15 protein-coding genes are annotated in these 18,631 nt (G+C 65.1%); 12 read left to right on the plus strand and 3 right to left on the minus strand.

The window, feature by feature from the left end; translation table 11 throughout:
• Nucleotides 1-28 precede the first annotated feature (28 nt).
• Complete coding sequence (locus FRZ44_RS17780; RefSeq protein WP_151178445.1) at nucleotides 29-787, plus strand: SDR family NAD(P)-dependent oxidoreductase; 759 nt, start codon at nucleotides 29-31, stop codon at nucleotides 785-787.
• A gap of 60 nt (nucleotides 788-847) precedes the next feature.
• On the opposite strand, the gene FRZ44_RS17785 is transcribed toward FRZ44_RS17780, so the two are convergent.
• Genes FRZ44_RS17785 through FRZ44_RS17795 form a run of 3 tightly spaced genes read right to left on the minus strand, consistent with a single transcriptional unit; the run spans nucleotide 848 to nucleotide 5,104 of the window.
• A complete protein-coding gene (locus tag FRZ44_RS17785; protein WP_151178446.1) occupies nucleotides 848-1,405 on the minus strand; it encodes an acyltransferase in 558 nt (185 codons plus the stop codon).
• 19 nt (nucleotides 1,406-1,424) lie between these two features.
• Entirely contained in the window at nucleotides 1,425-2,498 is a 1,074-nt protein-coding gene (locus FRZ44_RS17790; protein ID WP_151178447.1) for an FkbM family methyltransferase, read from the minus strand.
• Between the two features lie 32 nt (nucleotides 2,499-2,530).
• On the minus strand, nucleotides 2,531-5,104 hold the full coding sequence (locus FRZ44_RS17795) for an O-linked N-acetylglucosamine transferase family protein (RefSeq protein ID WP_191908159.1): 2,574 nt from the start codon (nucleotides 5,102-5,104) through the stop codon (nucleotides 2,531-2,533).
• Between the two features lie 335 nt (nucleotides 5,105-5,439).
• On the opposite strand from FRZ44_RS17795, the gene FRZ44_RS17800 reads away from it, so the two are divergent.
• The 11 genes from FRZ44_RS17800 to fliF all read left to right on the plus strand — a co-directional run bounded on the left by FRZ44_RS17800 (nucleotide 5,440) and on the right by fliF (nucleotide 18,603).
• Nucleotides 5,440-6,621, plus strand: a complete 1,182-nt coding sequence (locus tag FRZ44_RS17800; RefSeq protein ID WP_151178449.1) for a flagellin N-terminal helical domain-containing protein — start codon at nucleotides 5,440-5,442, stop codon at nucleotides 6,619-6,621.
• Between the two features lie 76 nt (nucleotides 6,622-6,697).
• A complete protein-coding gene (locus FRZ44_RS17805; protein WP_151178450.1) occupies nucleotides 6,698-7,045 on the plus strand; it encodes a flagellar protein FlaG in 348 nt (115 codons plus the stop codon).
• Nucleotides 7,046-7,047: 2 nt separating this feature from the next.
• The gene (gene fliD / locus FRZ44_RS17810; protein ID WP_151178451.1) at nucleotides 7,048-9,150 is read left to right on the plus strand and encodes a flagellar filament capping protein FliD; all 2,103 of its coding nucleotides are present in this window, start codon (nucleotides 7,048-7,050) and stop codon (nucleotides 9,148-9,150) included.
• Nucleotides 9,151-9,233: 83 nt separating this feature from the next.
• Nucleotides 9,234-9,674 (plus strand): flagellar export chaperone FliS, encoded by a 441-nt coding sequence (gene fliS / locus FRZ44_RS17815; protein WP_151178452.1) that lies wholly within the window; start codon nucleotides 9,234-9,236, stop codon nucleotides 9,672-9,674.
• Between the two features lie 716 nt (nucleotides 9,675-10,390).
• Nucleotides 10,391-11,569, plus strand: coding sequence for a flagellin N-terminal helical domain-containing protein (locus tag FRZ44_RS17820; protein ID WP_151178453.1), 1,179 nt, complete (start codon nucleotides 10,391-10,393; stop codon nucleotides 11,567-11,569).
• A gap of 62 nt (nucleotides 11,570-11,631) precedes the next feature.
• Nucleotides 11,632-12,039, plus strand: a complete 408-nt coding sequence (gene fliS, locus FRZ44_RS17825; protein WP_151178454.1) for a flagellar export chaperone FliS — start codon at nucleotides 11,632-11,634, stop codon at nucleotides 12,037-12,039.
• A gap of 42 nt (nucleotides 12,040-12,081) precedes the next feature.
• Nucleotides 12,082-13,779, plus strand: a complete 1,698-nt coding sequence (locus FRZ44_RS17830) for a flagellar hook-length control protein FliK (RefSeq protein WP_151178455.1) — start codon at nucleotides 12,082-12,084, stop codon at nucleotides 13,777-13,779.
• Between the two features lie 15 nt (nucleotides 13,780-13,794).
• On the plus strand, nucleotides 13,795-14,484 hold the full coding sequence (locus FRZ44_RS17835) for a flagellar hook assembly protein FlgD (RefSeq protein WP_151178456.1): 690 nt from the start codon (nucleotides 13,795-13,797) through the stop codon (nucleotides 14,482-14,484).
• Between the two features lie 47 nt (nucleotides 14,485-14,531).
• Nucleotides 14,532-16,229, plus strand: coding sequence for a flagellar hook protein FlgE (locus FRZ44_RS17840; RefSeq protein ID WP_151178457.1), 1,698 nt, complete (start codon nucleotides 14,532-14,534; stop codon nucleotides 16,227-16,229).
• Between the two features lie 209 nt (nucleotides 16,230-16,438).
• Complete coding sequence (gene sciP / locus FRZ44_RS17845) at nucleotides 16,439-16,729, plus strand: CtrA inhibitor SciP (protein WP_151178458.1); 291 nt, start codon at nucleotides 16,439-16,441, stop codon at nucleotides 16,727-16,729.
• 236 nt (nucleotides 16,730-16,965) lie between these two features.
• Nucleotides 16,966-18,603 (plus strand): flagellar basal-body MS-ring/collar protein FliF, encoded by a 1,638-nt coding sequence (gene fliF, locus FRZ44_RS17850; RefSeq protein WP_225308321.1) that lies wholly within the window; start codon nucleotides 16,966-16,968, stop codon nucleotides 18,601-18,603.
• The last annotated feature ends 28 nt before the right edge of the window (nucleotides 18,604-18,631 follow it).

The following is an 18,631-nucleotide window of genomic DNA, read 5'->3' on the forward strand; positions in this document are numbered from 1 at the left end:
AGAAGACTGGCAATGGGAGTTCCGAGCTGTGTCACGCCTGAAAAACAAGATCGCGATCATCACCGGCGGGTCGCGGGGGATCGGGCGGGCGATCGTGGCGCGGTTTCTGGCGGAGGGCGCCACGGTCGTCACCGCCGCGCGCAGCGAGCCGGAGACGTCCTGGCCCAGGACCCCGCAACTGCAGTGGCTGCAGGCCGACGTCTCGAAGGCCGTGGACGTCGAAGACCTCTTCGCCACGGCCGAGCGCGCCGGCGGCGTCGATATCCTCGTCAACAATGCGGGCCTTCAGCTCGAGCGCACGATCGAGCACACCTCCGAGGAAGAATGGGACCGCGTCATGGCGGTCAATCTCAAATCGGTGTTCCTCTGCAGCCGCGCCGCGATCCCGGCGATGCGCCGGCGCGGCGGCGGGTCGATCGTCAATATCGGCTCCTATGACGGCTTCGTGGCCGATCCCAATCTCGCCGCCTATTGCGCCTCGAAAGGCGGCGTCCATGCGCTGAGCCGCGCGGTCGCGGTCGATCACGGGCGCGACGGGATCCGCTGCAACGCGATCTGCCCCGGCTGGATCGAGACCGACATGCTGGAGGCCTATTACCGGAGCCTGCCCGATCCCGCGGCGGCCCGGGCGCGCATCGCCCAGATCCACCCCGCCGGCCGCACCGGCCGGCCGGAGGACATCGCCAACCTCGCGCTCTGGCTCGCCTCCGACGAGGCGGCTTTCGTCACCGGCCAGCTCTTCACCGCCGATGGCGGCCTCACCGCCCAGGCGCCGCAGCCGCGCTGATTCCGAGGTACGCCGCGCCCAAGCTCGATGCTGGCACAGCGCTGACGGAGCGAAACGCCGTTACGGCGCGCAGTCCTGCCGCGTCTCCTCGCTCCGAAGCCCGATCTTCTTCGCCGGGACACCACCCCAGATCTCATAGGGCGGCACCTTGCCGCTCACCACGGCGCCGGCGGCGATGACGGCGCCCTTGCCGATCACCGCGCCGTCGAGCAGGACGGCGTTGGCACCGATCCAGACATCGTCGCCGATCTTCACTCCGCCCTTGGAGGGCAGGAAGCCCTGCTGAGCTATAGGAATGTCGCGACGATGATAGGCATGGTTGGCCGGAACGATCTGCACGCCCGGCGCCAGCGCGACATCGTCGCCGATCTCGATGCCGCTGCCGCTATAGAGCACGCAATGGGGATTGATCATGCAGCGTTCGCCGATGACGACATCGCCGCTGCCGCCCACCGCGCGGATCACGGCGAATTCGAACAGCCTGGAGTCGGCACCGATCGCGATCCGCGTTCCCCGTACCGAGGGGAAGATGCGTGCATCCGGACTGATCCAGGCCGACGGCGCGACGGCCAGCGCATCGGATGGCGATTCCGGAGCGACGGAAAGCTTGCCGGTCATGGCGTCGGGCACATCGGCGTCACGCCGCGCCCGCGAGCGGTTGATGCAGCCTCGGGTCGCTGTGCTTCAGCAGCCGCGGGCTGACGCCGGAGACGAAGCGGAACAGGGGGTTGGCCATGATCGCCTCGTCCTTCACCGCCAGCATGTTGAAGCCATGCGGGGGACCGTCGAGATAGGTCTCCTCGGGGCGGATCAGCTCGATCGCCTGGCGGCTCATCGGCACGTTCGACTCATAGTCGCGCACCGCGAAGAGGTGATAGCCGAAGCCCGAGAGGTAGCGGCAGATCTCGGTATTGTCGAGGCCGCGCGACCAGTCGGTGTGATGGCGGTGCACCTTGAAGACGAGATTGGGCGCCTTGCCCTTGGGCTGGGACAGGAAGCGCTCGGCGCTGATGAGGGTGGTGAGCTCGGCACCGGCGATGTCGAGCTTGATCAGCTCGAGCTTGTCGATGCGCTGCGCGCCGGCATAGGTGACGATGGTGGCCGAGGCGAACGCGTCCTCGCTGCCCGGTGCGGCGGGCTCGAGCCGCGTCACGCCCTTCTCGCGCAGCAGGCGCAGATTGGCCTGATCCTTGCCCCAGAGGCCGAGGCGGTTGAAGCGCAGATTGTCGAGCCCGTTGACCGCCGCGTTGTGGCGCAACATCGTCATCTGCTCGGGATCGGGCTCGAAGCAATGGACCACGCCGAAGCCGCGGATCTCGCGCGCCAGCGGCACGGCCTGGTCGCCGCCCTTGGCGCCGCCGATCAGCACATTGTGCGCGGCGCGGCCCAGCTGCAGCAGCAGGCGCGTCGCCTGCGGCTCCCAGACATGGTCGGGTTGCGCGTCCTGCGCCAGCACGAACTCGCGGGCGATGCGGGAGCGGTAATGGAAGTGGAAATCGACGCCCGAAGCGAGCCGCTTATGCATCGGCCCGAGGCATTGATGGAGCGCGTCGACGATCGGCCCTGTCACCTCGTCGCGCACATCGAGCCCAGGCCGCGCCAGGCGCACCTCGGCCTGCCGCAACAGCTGGACAAAACGCACGCGCAGCTCTTCGTCTTTGCCGATCGCGCCCAAGGCGTCGATCAGCCGTTCAACCGGATCCGTGCTCATGGGTGGGCCTCTCCCGTTCTCGCTTGCGGGGTTCAGTTTGGAGCGCCGACGAGCCGCATCATTGCCGCACCAAAATGCTTGGCGAAGCCGGGTCCGTCGAACAAGGGCGAGGCCAGGACCTGCGCGCGCAGCTCGGCGCGCATCTCGGCCAGCCGATCGGTGTCGGCGGCGAGGCGGCAGGCGGTCTCGACGAAGGCTTCGGGCGTCGGCACGCTGAACTCGCCGAGCCCGCAATGATTGAGGATGCTGTGGCCGACCCGCTGATGGAAGGCCGCACCATACATGGCCACCACCGGGACGCCCATCAGGAGGCTGTCCATGGTCGTGACGCCACCTACCACCGGATAGGTGTCGAGCGAGATGTCGAAGTGATTGTAGAACTCGAAATGGGTTACGCCGGGATTCTGGCCGATAAGCTCGAGCCGATCCTCCCCGATCCCGTACTTGGCGAACTCGACCATCAGATTCCGGCAGAACATCAGCGAGCGCGCCTCGGCGCGTGCCAGTAGGAAACGGGAGCCGGGCACAGCGGCCATGATGCGCGCCCAAAGGGCCACCTGCTTGGGTGAGATCTTATAGGTGTTGTTGAGCGTTCCGAAGGTTATATGGCCGTTTCGCTTGAAGGGCGACTCACCGATGGGCACCTGCGTCGAACCTTCGAAGCAGACCCAGGCGCCATCGACCACCAAGGGTTTTTCAACCAGAAGCCCGTCGCGCGCCGGCAAATTGAAGCGATCGACCAGGAAATGCCCGATCGAAGCCAGGCCGGCGGTGAAAGGCCAGCCAAGCCAGGAGATCTGATAAGGCGCCGGCTTGTAGGCGAAGAGCGGCAGACGCGAATGGGCGGTCCAGCCCGACAGGTCGAACAGCACATCCATTTCATCCGAGCGGATCCGGTCGGACGCCGTCGGATCGTCCATCGCGTCTATTTCGATGAACCCGTCCGCCAGCGCCATGATCTGCTGTTGTATCTTATCTTGCGTCGTCGAGACGACGGAGTAACAGCGGATATCGAACCGATTGCGGTCGTAGTTCTGCAACAGGGGCAGAATGCAACGCGCGGCGGAATGGTTGCGGAAATCCGCCGACACGAGGCCGATCCTAATGCGATCATGCGGCTTCGTGACATGTGGCGCGGCATCGGCCTTCCAGGCCACTTTCGCCTCCAGGTCGGCACCGATCCGCCGGACGGACCGCACCATCCGCTCGACCTGTCCGTCATCTTCGGCCAGAGCCATCATGGTCAGCAGGGCCGGCGTCTGGTGCTCCAGCGCCGCCCTTTCCAACGGCGTCCAATAGTCGCCCAATGACTCGATGCCGTCGAAGTCCGCGACGATCTTCAGTATCTGGATGATGCGGCTCAGGGTCGCCGATTCATGCTTGCCATAGTCGGGCTGCATCCGCAGGCCATAGGTGCGGATGGCGGCCTCGTCGAACCGATGCATCTTCAACAGCGTCATGCACAGATTGAGATGGGCGAGCAGGTGATTGGGATCGAGCTCGGTCGCCTTGGTGTAATGCGCGACCGCGGTACCATACTCGAAACGCAGGGCGTGGACGTTGCCGAGCGCATTGTGGAGCGCCGCCACGTCTGGATTGCCCTTCAGGGCTCCCAGGAGCAGTTCCTCGGCGCGCGCATAATGCCGGACGCTCGTCATCCGAGTCGCGATCTTCTCGATCAGGATGGCATCGTCGGGCCGGCCGGCGATGATCGTCTCGGCGAGCGCGTTGGCCTCCTCGATGCGAGCCGTCTCCCAAAGAAAATTCGCCAGATTGACCTGCATTTTCCAGTCGTCTGGCGCCAGCTCTGCCGAGCGCCGGAAATGGCGCTCCGCCGTCGCCAGATGGCCTGACTGCGCAAGAGCATTGGCGAGATTGGCATGCACCATCGCATTGTCGGGCAGTTCCGACAGGGATTGCTGCAGCGTCGCGATTGCCTCATCGGAACGGTCGGCCCGCTGCTGCGCCAGCCCCATATCGTTGCGGGCGGCGGAATCCTGCGGAACCATCGCAAGATAGCGGCCGAAAGCGGCGACGGCCCCGGTCCAGTCCTCGGCGGCGAAAGCCATCTCGGCCCATCGCTTGAAGTATTTCACATTGGCGGGATTGCGTTCCGCAGCGGTGCGATAATGCTCCGCGGCTTCCTTGCTACGCCCTTGATTCTCGCGGACCGCCGCCAGATTGCCATGGGCTTCGGCACTGTCGGGCAGCTTGCTGGCGGCTTGCTCCAGCGCCTGCGCGGCCTCATCGTAGCTCCCCACGGCGGTCAAGGCCGCGCCGAGATTGATGAGCGCCTTGACATTGCCGGGATCGAACTTGAGGGCCTTGCGGATGAGTCTGACGCCAGCCTGGCTGTCGCCGCGCTGATGATGGATCACACCGAACAGGTGAAGAGCGTCCGGTTGATTCGGCCGCTCCTTCAGTACCGCCTGATAGAGCTCTGCAGCGCCATCGAGATCGCCGGCCTGGTGTTTGGAGACAGCGTCCTGAAGTCTGGCGATGGCCGCAGGCGAAAGCGCGCGTTGGGCGGGAGGGACGGCGTGGGTGCCTCGACCAATGGGCCCTCGTCCCTTGTTCTCGAATGACGTTTGCGCGCCGAAAGCCATGCTCGAAAATCCCTCCTGATTCCCGAAGGATATTGCGTCGAGTAAGGTTGAGGAGGCTTTAACGCCTGGCGTCGACGATGAAGCCGACCGGCGGACGTATCGGCAGCTTTTGCCGAACCCGGCAAATCCTGCCGGGTCCTTTCTGCCGCCACCCGGCAGATTTTGCCGCAAGGCGCTTCGTTTACCCGAGTTAACCCGCTGATAAGGCGTCCTCGGGCAGATTGGCATCTCACTTGCTGCGTCTTTCCCGCCGGAGTCCCTTCCCATGCAGGGACAGGACTCTGGTGCCGTGGCAGGAAGCTACGGCGCAACTCATCCATGTAGGAGATCTCCAGATGTCTATGAACGTTATCTCGAACTACGCCGCGAACGTCGCTCATCGCAATTTGATGACGTCGGATGCGGCTGCGACCTCGTCTCTGGCCAAGCTGTCTTCGGGCAGCCGCGTTGTGTCGGCCAAGGACGATGCCGCCGCGATGGCGATCGGTGCGCGTTTGAACAGCACCGTCAATGCTCTGAAGCAGGCCAGCGTGAACGCCGGCCAGGGCGTGTCGATGCTGCAGATCGCAGACGGCGCCATGGCTCGCGTCAACGACGTTCTGGTGCGTATGAAGACCCTGTCGGTCCAGGCCGGTTCGGGTCAGCTCTCCGCGACGGAACGTGGCATGCTCGACACCGAGTACCAGTCTCTGGTGTCGGAAGTGACCCGTATTGCGGCGGCGACCGACTTCAACGGTCAGCAGCTTGTGAACGGCTCGCTCACGACGGCCGGTGCGGCTGTCAGCGGCGGCGCTTTTGCCGTTGCCGACGGTGTTTCCGGTTTCACCGCGCATGGATTGTCGACTTCCGCGACCGACAATTACACGCTGTCCTACAGCACGACGGGTAACACCTTCACGCTGGATGACGGCACCAACAGCTACACTGGTTCGATCGCCTCGAGCGCCATCAACAGCTCGGGTGGGATGGCCACCGGTGCGGCCGTGAAGCTGACGGCTGTCGGCACCTCCGCCGCCGGCGATGCGGTCATCTCGCTCAACACGTCCTTCGCGGCGGGTACGAGCGTGGCGGCTGCTGCGACCAATGGTGGTATCCACTTCACGGGCTCGAGCACGACCTCCTTCTCTTACAAGGTCGGCGCGGGCACGGATGCGACCAAGGACGTGATCACGGTGTCGGTCGACGGCATCAATGCCGCCAACCTCGCTCTGGCCGGCACGGACATCACGACCACCTCGACCGCCGACGCTGCATCGGACCTGATCAGCGCCGCCATCGACACGCTGAACACCGCGCGTTCGAAGGTCGGTGCCTATCAGAACCGTCTCGAGTTCGCTTCGGCCAACCTGGCCTCGGCGATCGAAAACTCGGAAGCGGCTCGTTCGAACCTGCTCGACCTGGATATCGCCCAGGAAATGACGACCTTCACGTCGAAGCAGATCCTGACTCAGGCCGGTGTGTCGATGTTGGCCCAGGCCAACCAGATGCCCCAGAACCTGCTGAAACTGTTCCAGTAATTGCGACAGGCAAGGCCGGAGGGGCGTTCCCTCCGGCCGCGCCGGCCGCAAGGATCCTAGATCGAGGCAACGTGTCATGGAAATCCGCGGAATCTCTCCCCTCCCGGCCCCGGCGCAAAGCAACGATCCGTCGTCCCTCCCGAGCGGGGGCGCGGCCAGTTCCGAGGCTCTCACCGCTCAGCGCCAGGCGGTTGCCGAGCGCGATCTGACCGATGCCGTCTCGACGGCGCCGGCGATGGAAATGCCCAAGCTGCCCCTGACCCGGGCGGAACTCAGCGTCGATCGCGCGGCCCAGCGTTACGTGGCGCGGATCGTCGACCGCAATAACGGCAAGATGGTCGCCGAATATCCGACCGAGGCCCAGCTCAAGCTCTATGCGATCTCGCGCGAGTTGCTGGGCAAGCTGATGAAGGCGGAGGCCTGACCATGACGACCACGTCCGGAATCAATCTCAGCAATGTCGGTGTCGACAGCACCACCGGGAAGGTCACCTTCTCCGGGCTCTCTTCCGGACTCGACTACCAGTCGATCATCAACGGCATCATCACCGCCAAGACCGTTCCGGTCGACAATCTGAAGACCACGATCACCGACAACACGAAAAAGATCACCGCCTATAACGACCTGAAGTCGCTGCTGCAGACCCTCCAGGACGCGCTCTCGAAGCTGCGCGGCGCCGTGTCGGTCGACGGCTCGACCAACGTGTTCCAGGCGAAGGACGTGTTCGCCTCGACCACGCGCGCCGACGGCCAGGCTCCGTCGAGCGCCTCCAACCTGGTCGGCGTGACGGTCACCAACGCCGCCACCCTCGGCAGCCATACGATCGAGGTGCAGCGCACCGCCACCTCGCACAAGCTCGGCACCAAGGCGGTCAGCAGCACCGCAACGGCCCTTGGCCTCGCTGGCAGCTTCGATATGCAGGTCGGCAGCGGCCCCAGCAAGACGTTCACGATCTCCGCGACCGACACGCTGCAGGATCTGCGCGACCGGATCAACGCGGCCAACACCGGCTCCTCGGCGACGGGCGTTTCCGCCAGCATCGTCTCGGTCGGCACCGGCCAGAACTATCTGGTCCTGACCGCCGATCAGACCGGCCAGACCATCCATTTCAGCAACGAGACCGGCGGCGTGCTCTCCGGCCTCGGCATCTCGAACGACGGCGGCACGACGCTGTCGAACCAGCTGCAGGCGCCGCAGACCGCCCTGTTCTATGCCGACGGCCTGCTCGATTCCTCGAAATGGGACACCAAGGCGTTTTCCGGCCCGACCGCGACCCTGGCTTCGGGCGGCGTCTCGGCCGGCAGCCATAGCTTCGAGATCCGCGACGCCAGCGGCGCCGTGATCCAGACGGTGAGCTACAGCGACACCGACAGCCTGCAAACCCTGGCGAGCAACATCACCGCCGGCGGCCTGGGCGTGACGGCCAGCGTCGTCCAGTCGGACGGCGGCTACAAGTTGCAGATCGTCAAGACCGACGGTGCCTCGATCGCGTTCGGCGGCGACACCGGCAATTTCCTGACGGCGACCGCGCCGGCCAAGGAAAACCTGCTGATCGAACGCAGCAGCAACACCATCAGCGACCTCTTCAACGGCGTGACGCTGAGCCTCTACGGCGCCGAGCCCGGCACGACCGTCAAGCTCGATATCGATCGCGACCTGAGCGCGGTCAAGACGCAGATCGAATCCTTCGTCACTGCCTACAATGCCGTTCGCCATTTCGTGAACGAGCAGAATCAGACCGACAGCAGCACCGGCGCCAAGAGCGCCGACGCCGGCCCGCTCTACGGATCGCGCACCCTGTCCTCGATCGCGCAGGCGTTGAGCTCCGTGATCGGCAACGGTACCCAGGGCGTGAGCAAGGCGTTCTCCGTCATCGCGCAGATCGGCATCGATTTCGTCGACAACAACACCGTGACGGACCCGCTCGACAAGGACACGCTGAAGCTCGACGAGACCAAGCTCGATTCGATGCTGACCGCGAATCCCGAGGATGTCCGCCGGATGTTCGCCTTCGACTTCTCCTCGTCGGATCCGCGCGTCTCGCTGCTCGACTTCAACGGCGCGACGGCCTACAGCCAGACCGGCTACACGCTGAACCTGACCGACGACGGCACCAACCTCACCGGCGCCGACATCAACGGCGTCGCCGGCTCGACCACCTTCAGCGGTAACACCATCACGGCCACAAACGCCACCGGTGCCAACGGCCTGAAGCTGTTTTATTCGGGCACAGGCGACCTTTCGAACGTGTCGATCAACTTCACGGTCGGCGCAGCCACACAGATGTTCTTCGACCTGCAGTCGGCGCTCGATGCGAGCAGCGGCTCGATCCAGAGCGAGGTCGACGCGCTGACCGACCAGAATACGCAGACCCAGACACGGGTCGATTCCATGCTCGCCAGCATCGACTATCAGAAGACGCTGCTGACGGAGAAGTTCACCAACATGGAAACGCAGCTCGCCCAGATGCAGAGCATCCTGGACAGCATCAAGCAGACCACCGACGCCTGGTCGCAGAAGAACAACTAAACGCGGGAGTGACGCCCCGTTAAGGGATCGACTCTATAGTTCGTCCCGATAGAACGCGTTCGAGGCAAAGGCGCTCTTAAACCATGAACGGCACGACGGCTTATCTCGCTCGTGAGCTTTCGGCGGCCTCGCCCGCCAAGCGGGTGGCCATGCTCATCGACCGCGCGATCGGCTCCCTCGGCGAAGCGGTCCAGGCCATCGAGCGCGGCGACATCCAGGGCCGCTGGAACGCCAATCAGCGCGCCACCAACATCATCGAGACCCTGTGGCGCACGCTCGACCTCGAAAAGGGCGGCGAGATCGCGGCCAACCTCGAGAAGCTCTACAGCTTCATGCTGAACCGCCTGACCCAGGTCGATCTCAAGAACGATCCCGCCCCCGCGCGCGAGGTGGCGACGCTGCTCGAGCCGCTCCGCCGCTCCTGGCACGAGCTGGTCCAGCGCGAGGCCCAGGCCGCCGCGGCCCAGCGCCCGAATCCGAGCGACAACGCCGGTCCCGACCGCCGCATGACGGTCTCGGCCTGAGGGTACAGCCCCTCCTTCTCCTGACGTTCTGACTCCCGCCTTTGAGAAGGCCCGCCCTGCCCTGCAGGAGCGGCGGCTTTTCGCGTTCCCCACATGGTCATCCCCGCGAAAGCGGGGACCCAACTCTCAACCGACACCGCTGGATCGGCATGGGCCCCCGCTTTCGCGGGGGTGACAATGGAGCGCGGAGCAGCCATGCGGTGTGGCGGTGACGATGGCGTGCCCGAGTGACGAGGCGCGCAGGATCGATGACGGCACCCCATGCCGCCACCCAAACGATCTACCCCCTCACTCCTTCACCATATTGGCAGGGCAATTGCTGATTGAGCCTCGGCCCGGGATCTGGTCCCCGGCTGATCCTGGCTTGGCAGGGATTTCGAGGGCCCACCCCGGCAGGAAGCGGCCGGTCCCACGGCAGAAACTGCCGACATCGCCCTGAAAAACTTGCCTCGGTTTGGATCGATCTTCGGTCGGCCCGCCAACCATCGAAAAATATCGCAGATTTTTCAATCAGTTAAAGCTTGGCCCGGCAGTTGGCCCGCCGCTTGCCTTATCTCCCTCTGAAAGACCCGTCGCGCGCGTCGTCCATCCCAAGGGACGGTTCGCCACCGACAAGGAAGGGGCGGCAGCGCCGCATCGGGTTTTAGGACACGCCGACGCCGTGACATGGGCCCCGAAAAGGGCACGGCAGGCACCTGAAGTTCAGGAGACGAAAGATGGCTCTCAACGCTATTTCCAACTACGCCGCCAACGTCGCGCACCGCAATTTGCAGAAGTCCGATATGGACGCGACCTCGTCGCTGGCGAAACTCTCCTCGGGCAGCCGCGTCGTGTCCGCCAAGGACGACGCCGCCTCGATGGCGATCGGCTCGCGCCTCAACAGCCAGGTGCAGGGTCTGCGCCAGGCCAGCGTCAATGCCGGACAGGGCGTCTCGATGCTCCAGGTCGCCGATGGCGCCATGGCCCGCATCAACGACGTGCTGGTGCGCATGAAGACGCTGTCGGTCCAGGCCGGTTCGGGCCAGCTCTCGAACACGGAACGCAGCATGCTCAACACCGAGTACCAGCTGCTGCTGGCCGAAGTGAACCGCATCGCGGCTTCGACCGAGTTCAACGGCAACCAGCTGGTCAACGGTTCGCTGACGACGGGCGGCGCCGCCCTCAACACCAGCGGCGCCTTCTCTCCCGCTGATGGCGTGTCGAGCATAACCGGCCATGGTCTCTCGACCGCGTCCGCCGATAACTACACGCTGAGCTACAGCTCAGGCAACGCCACCTTTACGCTGTCGGATGGCACCAGCAGCTACACAGGTGCGATCGCGGCCAGTGCACTCGACGCGACCGGCAATATGATCACCGGCGCCGGCGTCAAGCTGCTCCCCACCGGCACGAACACCGGCGACCTGGTGCTCTCGCTCAACACCGCCTTCCAGTCGGCCACCACGGTCGCCGCGGGCACCGCCAACGGCCTGCAGTTCGCGGGCTCCAGCTCAGCCACCTTCAGCTTCAAGGTGGGCACCGGTACGGATCAGACCAAGGACGTCATCAACGTCGCGATCGACGGCATCAGCGGGGCCAATCTAGGCATCAACGGCACGGATATCACGACCGTGACCACGTCGGATGCGGCTTCGGACCTTCTTGGCAACGCGATCGACATCCTTAATACGTCGCGCGCCGCGGTCGGTGCCTATCAGAACCGCCTCGAATTCGCTGCCGCCAACATCTCCTCGGCGGTGGAGAACACCGAAGCGGCCCGATCCAACCTCCTCGACCTCGATATCGCGTCGGAAATGACGACCTTCACCTCGAAACAGATCCTGGTGCAGGCCGGTGTGGCGATGTTGGCGCAGGCCAACCAGATGCCGCAGGACCTGCTCAAGCTGTTCCAGTAACGGCCGGCCGATCCCGCAAACCCGTTACGACAGCCAGAACAAAAAGAAAAAGGACGACCGTCATGACCATCATTCGCCACTGCGACATCGACAGCCTGATCGAAGCCGAACCCGCCCGCCGCATCGTCATGCTCTATGACGAAGCCATCGCGGCCATCCGCATCGCCGGCATGGCGGCCGCTTCGGGGGATATCGAGGGTCGCTGCAACGCCGTCACCGCGGCGATGGAGATCGTCGGCTTCCTCTATGTGACGCTCGATGCCGCGCAGGGCGGCGAAGTCGCCGCCAATCTCGGCTCGATCTATGCCCACATCATGGCCCAGCTGCCGCGCGTCAATGTCTATAACGACACCGAGACGGCCGAGCGGATGGTGAACATGCTGGAGCCGCTGCGCGACTCCTGGAACGAGCTCGCCGGGATGACCGGCCTCGTTTCGATGTCGACCGCCGAGCTGCGCGCCGCCGTCTGATCTCCAATCCCCGATCAACGGCGCCAGGAAGGCGACGTCTCCATGGAAGCGATACAGACCGATAATGGTGCGACCGGCACCGCCCAGGGCCTTTTCGGCAAGGCTGCGGGTCAAGTGGGAAAGGGCGGCGGCTTGTTCGCCGCCCTGCTCGCCCTGGTCGGACGCCAGGTCGGCAATGGCAAGGAAACCGAGCAGACGGGCGATGGCGCCACCAACGCCGCGGCCGGCCTGCAGGGTCTCCTCGCCCTGTTCAATCCCACGATGGCCAATGGCTCGACCAGCGATCAAAACCTGATCGGCGACAGCGGATCGGATCCGCTGACCGCCATCGCCTCGGCCAACGGTCTCGATCTCTCCCAGCTCAACGACCGCAACAAGCTGGCCTTGTTGGCGCAGGCGCTCGCCCATGCCAAGAACGGCGATGTCTCGGCACTGACCGGCGGCGACAACACGGCCGATGCCGGCGGCGCGGCCGATGCGACCGCCCCCCACCAAGCGGGCGATCAGACGGCGCCGGGCCAGACCGTGTCTCCCGCCGATCTCGACGCCATCCTCGCCGAACTGCGTGCCCGCGCGGCCGCCAAGTTCGGCGCCGACAACGGCAAGCCCGCTTTCACCCAGGACGGTATGGGGCAGGCGACGACGTCCAGATCCGACGTGGCGCCCCCCGCCGCCCCGACCGGCCCCAGCCAGATGCCGCTGATCCAGGACGGCACGCTGGGCCTCGACCCCTCCGCCACGACCGCGCCGGTCGCGCCTACGGACAACAAGCCGACGCCGCCCACCTCGCCGGCCCATCCGGCCGTCGCGGCCGGCAGTTTCATCAGCCTCGAACCCAAGCCCGACAGCGACAAGCCGTCGGAGGATGGCACCCCGTCCAGCGACGTCGACGGCGCGACGACCGACAGCAAGACCTCGGCCGCGACGGCCCTGCCGGATGGCGAAGCGCCGCCCGCCAAGACGCCCGATCCCGCCGCCAGCCCGTTCCAGAAGGTCGAGGTTGCGCCACCCCAGACCAAGAAGCCGGACGCGCGCGACGCGACCCCGGCGGTCGCGGCCGTGGATAACGACAAGAAGGCCGGGCCCAAACCCGAGCCGGCGCCGGCCGCCACCGCGAGCGACGATCGCAGCGACAAGGCGGCGCCCGACGACAGCAACAAGGCCGCCGGCACCAACGACACAGCCGACAGCGCCAGCAACAGCAACGCGACCACGAATACGGCCGCCGTCGATCCGCGTGCGCATACGGCCGGCCGCACCGTCATCCAGGTGCCCGCCGACAAGCTCAGCCAGTTCCTGACCCAGGACGACCAGCTGCCGCTGCAGATCCAGCGCGCGGTCGCCAACGGGCGCGACCACATCACCATCCAAATCGTGCCGCACGACCTCGGCCGCATCGAGATCAAGCTCGACTTCGACCGCTCGGGCACGATCAACACCGTCATCGCCGCCGACCGGCCGCAGACGCTCGAACTGCTGCGCCGCGACGCCGGCGGCCTCGAGCGCGCGCTCCAGGATGCCGGCTTCAAGACCGACGGCAGCTCGCTCAGCTTCAATCTGCAGGGCGACCAGCGCCAGCAGTATCAGAATCAGCAGAACAATCCGGGCCCGGCCGCCTGGCAGGCCGCGACCCCCGTCGCGGACGAGGCCGAACGCAGCTACCGCCCGACCTACCGCATTGCCAGCACAGCCGATGCGATCCGCGCCGCCGCCGACGGCCGCGTGAACATCGCCGTATAAAGGGAGCAAGGCAAGATGACCACCGTCAACGGCGTCGGAACGAACACGGGCACCAGCTCCAATGGGGGCACCAATGCCCTGTCGTCCTTCTCCAACAATTTCGACAACTTCCTGACGCTGCTGACCAAGCAGCTCCAGTATCAGGATCCCCTGTCGCCGCTCGACACCAACCAGTTCACCCAGCAGCTGGTCGAGTTCACCAGCGTCGAGCAGCAGATCGAGACCAACCAGAAGCTGGATTCGCTCCTGGGCGTGCAGTCCGACAACCAGGCCATGGCGGCGCTCAGCTTCCTCAACAATGTGATCGAGGCGCAGAGCGACCAGGTCATGCTGCAGGATGGATCGGCGCAGATTTCCTACGACCTCTCGAGCGATGCCGAGACCGCGACACTGGTCATCAAAGATGCCGACGGCCAGACCGTGCGGACCATTCCTCTCAGCGACACGAAGACCGGCACGCATGACCTGACCTGGGACGGCAAGGACCAGAACGGCAACCAGCTCGATGACGGCGTCTATGACATCTCGGTCCAGGCGGTCGACGACAAGAACGTGCAGCTCGCGGTGACCACGGGCACGCGCGGCAAGGTCGACGCCGTCCAGCGCATCGACGGCGAATTCCATCTTTCGATCGGGGACCTGGACGTGCCTTTGAGCAAGGTCGGATCGGTGCGTTCGCCAACGGCCAGCGGCAGCTCCACCTGATTGCCTTACCCCCTCACGCCTTCAGAAGAAGACTCTAGGAGAAAAAAATGAGCATTTACGGCGCAATGTTTTCCGGCGTTTCCGGCCTCGCGGCGCAGAGCCAGGCGCTGGGCATGATCTCGGACAACATCTCGAACGTGAACACCGTCGGCTACAAGGGCACCAAGGCCCAGTTCCAGACCCTGGTGACCGAAGCCGCGTCGCGTTCGACCTATTCGCCCGGCGGCGTGCGTTCCACCCCGTTCCAGATGATCGACCGACAGGGCCTGCTGCAGGGCTCGTCCTCGCCGACCGACGTGGCGCTGGTCGGCAACGGCTTCTTCGTCGTGAACGACGCGGCCAATCCGGGCGTCGGCAACAACTACATGTACACGCGCGCCGGCCACTTCACCACGGACTCGAACGGCAACCTGACCCAGAACGGGTACTTCCTGCAGGGCTGGCGCCTGGACAACCAGGGCAACCTGCCGCCGAACACGAACCTGCTGCAGAGCCTCGAGACGGTGAACGTCTCGAACCTGACCGGCACCGCGCGCCCGACCTCGAACATCCAGTGGGCCCTGAACTTGCCGGCCAACGACGTCACCGGCACGACGCACGACACCTCGGTGCAGCTCTATGACAAGCAGGGCACGACGCAGGTCATGAACATGACCTGGGCCAAGACCGGTGCCAATACCTGGTCGCTGCTGGGCAGCCTGGCAGGCGGCGGCAACTACGCCTCGGACGATACCGGCGCCGCGACCTTCGCCACATCCACCACCAACTACTTCCCGACGGCGACCCTGTCGGACACATCCAACTTCGGTCTCACCTCCGCAACCGGCAACATCAGCGGCCTGGTCGGTCCCTTCACGGTCAATGCGCCCGGCGGCGCGCCGCCGAACAGCACCACGATTACGGTCAATATCGGCGCTACGGCCTTCACGGCCACGGTACCGACCGTGGCCGGCAACGATCTGACCAACACGGACTCCCTGACCTTCACCGACGGTGCCGGCGGCAGCTTCACCCTCGATCTGAACGGTGCCTCGACCTACGACCTCGACGTGGCCGGCGACCGCACCACCCTCGCGACCAATCTGGGTGCGGCTTTCACCACGGTCAATTTCCAGAACAACGCCACCAACGGCGTGCCGCTGGCGACCGTGACCTTCAATGCCGACGGCACGCTGGGCGGCATCGTCCCGACGGCGCCCTATGCCACGGTCGACACCAACAATCACCTGAACTTCCTGGTCGACTACGACAACGATCCGCTCACCAACTCGACGCAGGATCGCCAGCAGGTCACGCTGGATCTCGGCACGCCGGGCATGCCCGACGGCGTGACCCAGTTCGCCGGCGAATATGCGGCGAAGGTGAATGCCCAGGACGGCCTGACCTATGGCTCCTTCACCGGCATCTCGATCAACGAGGACGGCATCGTGACGGCCCTGTTCGACAATGGCGAGCAGCGCGACATCTTCAAGCTGCCGGTAGCGACCTTCCGCAACCCGAACGGCCTCGCCGCGCAGAACGGCAACGCCTACCAGACCACGACCTACTCCGGCGATCCGGTGCTGCTCGAGGCTAATACGGCGGGCGCGGGCAAAGTCTCGCCCTCCTCGTTGGAATCCTCGACGGTCGACCTGGCCGAGGAGTTCACCAACATGATCATCACGCAGCGCGCCTACTCGGCCTCCGCCAAGGTCATCACGACGGCCGACGACATGCTGAGCGAGCTCCTGCAGATCCGGCGTTAATAGCGCAAGCCGTTAACAGCCATTGACGAAACATTGACAAAAGCGCCGGCCGTCACCACCCGGGCAGGGTGTGTGACGGCCGGAGTGCCTGGATACAGCTCTGTTTAACTGTGCGATTTAGGTCTTCCTTAAAGCGGTTGGCGTTACGCTCTGGACAGGTCGCGGACATTGACGACCGCAACCATCGGTCCAAGACGGAGCGAAACACTATGACGCTCGATCGCCCAGGTAGGACGCATCGGATCATCGGCCCCGACGGGCTGCCGCTGTCGCTCGACGATCTTCCGCCTCCCGGCACCAAGCGCTGGGTCATCCGGCGGAAGGCCGAGGTCGTCACCGGCGTGCGCGCGGGCCTTCTCACCCTCGAGGAGGCTTGCGAGCGCTATCAGCTTTCCGTCGAGGAGTTCCTGAGCTGGCAGCGCCAGATCGACGCCCATGGCATCAAGGGACTGAGGGTCACGCGGCTCCAGGATTATCGCGAGCCTGCCCGCTATCCGTGATCGGCCTGTTATCCACAGGCCGGGAACGGAAAGCCCGCAGAACGCTAACAACGAATGAATCACCGGGCCGGCAGAACTTGCCGGATCACCCGGCAAAAACTGCCGCCGGTTAATAGCTTTTTCACTTCGCGCGCCTAGCGTCGGGACGATCGATAGGCCCCACGCATCACGGCGCGAATGTCCCTGAAATTCTGTCTGATTTGCCACGCTCCCGATCGTCAGACCGCGAGGGCGTCATGATGGAGACCCTGCGCAAGCTCGGGCCTGTCAAGCTCGGTGCGCTTGGCGGCATTGCCCTGCTGCTGCTGGCGTTCTTCGCCTTTATCGGCATGCGCATGTCGACGCCCGACATGGCGCTGCTCTATGGCGATCTCGACCCGGCCGACAGCAGCCACATCGTCGAGAAACTCGATCAGATGGGCGTGCCCTACCAGATCGGCGCCGACGGCACCTCCATTCGCGTGCCCGCCGACCAGGCGCTCAAGCTCCGCATGAACATGGCGCAGGAAGGCCTGCCCGGCGGCGGCTCGATCGGCTACGAGATCTTCGACCAGCAGCAGCCGCTGGGAACCACCAGCTTCGAGCAGCAGGTCAACAAGCTGCGCGCCATGGAAGGCGAGCTGGCACGCACCATCAAGACCATCGACCTGGTCAAGAATGTCCGCGTCCATCTCGTGATTCCGGAACGCCAGCTCTTCGCCAAGGAACAACCCACCCCGTCGGCCTCGATCATCCTCACGATGGCGGGCGGCGCCGTCCTCGACAAGCAGCAGGTCTCCGCCATCGAGCATCTGGTCGCGGCCGCGGTCCCGGGCCTCAAGCCCAACGCCGTCTCGATCGTGGATTCGACCGGGACGCTGCTGGCGGCGGGCTCGGGCGACGGCGACGATTCCGGACTTTCGGGCTCGTCGGAAGAGATGCGCCTCGGCTACGAGAACAAGATCCGCCGCAGCATCGAGGAACTGCTTCAGCGCACGCTGGGTTACGGCAAGATCCGCGCCGAGGTCACGGCCGATCTCGACTTTGACCGGGTGACCACGAACTCCGAGACCTACAATCCGGACGGTCAGGTGGTGCGCTCGACCCAGACCGTCGAGGAGAAGAACAACTCTCAAGATGCGCAACCCAGCGACCAGGTGACGGTCGCCAACAACCTGCCCAATCCGACGGGCGGCGCCGCGCCGTCCGGAGCGACCAGCGCCAGCAGCTCGCAGCGCACGGAAGAGACCGTCAATTACGAGATCTCCAAGGAGACCCAGGTCCATATCCAGGAGACCGGCCAGGTCAAGAAGCTGTCGGTCGCGGTGCTGGTGGACGGCACCTATACGACGGCGGCGGACGGCACCAGCACCTATGCCCCGCGCTCGGCCGAGGAGCTCGATCAGATCGGCAAGCTGGTCAAGAGCGCCATCGGCTATGACGAGAAGCGCGGCGACAAGGTCGAAGTGGTCAATATGCGCTTCGCCGACAATACCGAGATCGGCAGCGACGCCAATGCCGGCCTGATCATGGGCTTCAGCCGCTCCGACCTGGTGCGGATCGTCGAGATGCTGGTGCTGGCCCTGCTGGGCGCGCTGGCGATCATGTTCGGCCTGCGCCCGCTCCTCAATCGCCTGCTCTCGCCGCCGAAGCCCGCGGCCGCGGGCCAGATCACCGACCAGACGGCCGGCCAGATGGCCCTGCCCTCGCCCGACGGCAGCACCGCGGTGGCGGCGGGCCCGAATATCGGCGACGAGATCGAGCGGATGATCGACATCGGCCAGATCGAAGGCCAGGTGCGCGCCTCCTCGATCAGGAAGATCAGCGAGCTCGTCGCGAAGCACCCCGAGGAAGCCGTCGGCATCATGCGCGGCTGGATGTACCAGGATACCTGATTCGGCTTTTGAGCAACGCAACCTGCGC

It is taken from the genome of Hypericibacter terrae, from assembly GCF_008728855.1.
GTDB lineage: Bacteria > Pseudomonadota > Alphaproteobacteria > Dongiales > Dongiaceae > Hypericibacter > Hypericibacter terrae.

Coding starts and splice junctions, on each gene's coding strand:
- FRZ44_RS17785 (WP_151178446.1), bottom strand. CDS start 1,405: ATGACCGGCAAGCTTTCCGTCGCTCCGGAATCGCCATCCGATGCGCTG.
- FRZ44_RS17790 (WP_151178447.1), bottom strand. CDS start 2,498: ATGAGCACGGATCCGGTTGAACGGCTGATCGACGCCTTGGGCGCGATC.
- FRZ44_RS17795 (WP_191908159.1), bottom strand. CDS start 5,104: ATGGCTTTCGGCGCGCAAACGTCATTCGAGAACAAGGGACGAGGGCCC.
- FRZ44_RS17800 (WP_151178449.1), top strand. CDS start 5,440: ATGTCTATGAACGTTATCTCGAACTACGCCGCGAACGTCGCTCATCGC.
- FRZ44_RS17805 (WP_151178450.1), top strand. CDS start 6,698: ATGGAAATCCGCGGAATCTCTCCCCTCCCGGCCCCGGCGCAAAGCAAC.
- fliD (WP_151178451.1), top strand. CDS start 7,048: ATGACGACCACGTCCGGAATCAATCTCAGCAATGTCGGTGTCGACAGC.
- fliS (WP_151178452.1), top strand. CDS start 9,234: ATGAACGGCACGACGGCTTATCTCGCTCGTGAGCTTTCGGCGGCCTCG.
- FRZ44_RS17820 (WP_151178453.1), top strand. CDS start 10,391: ATGGCTCTCAACGCTATTTCCAACTACGCCGCCAACGTCGCGCACCGC.
- fliS (WP_151178454.1), top strand. CDS start 11,632: ATGACCATCATTCGCCACTGCGACATCGACAGCCTGATCGAAGCCGAA.
- FRZ44_RS17830 (WP_151178455.1), top strand. CDS start 12,082: ATGGAAGCGATACAGACCGATAATGGTGCGACCGGCACCGCCCAGGGC.
- FRZ44_RS17835 (WP_151178456.1), top strand. CDS start 13,795: ATGACCACCGTCAACGGCGTCGGAACGAACACGGGCACCAGCTCCAAT.
- FRZ44_RS17840 (WP_151178457.1), top strand. CDS start 14,532: ATGAGCATTTACGGCGCAATGTTTTCCGGCGTTTCCGGCCTCGCGGCG.
- sciP (WP_151178458.1), top strand. CDS start 16,439: ATGACGCTCGATCGCCCAGGTAGGACGCATCGGATCATCGGCCCCGAC.
- fliF (WP_225308321.1), top strand. CDS start 16,966: ATGATGGAGACCCTGCGCAAGCTCGGGCCTGTCAAGCTCGGTGCGCTT.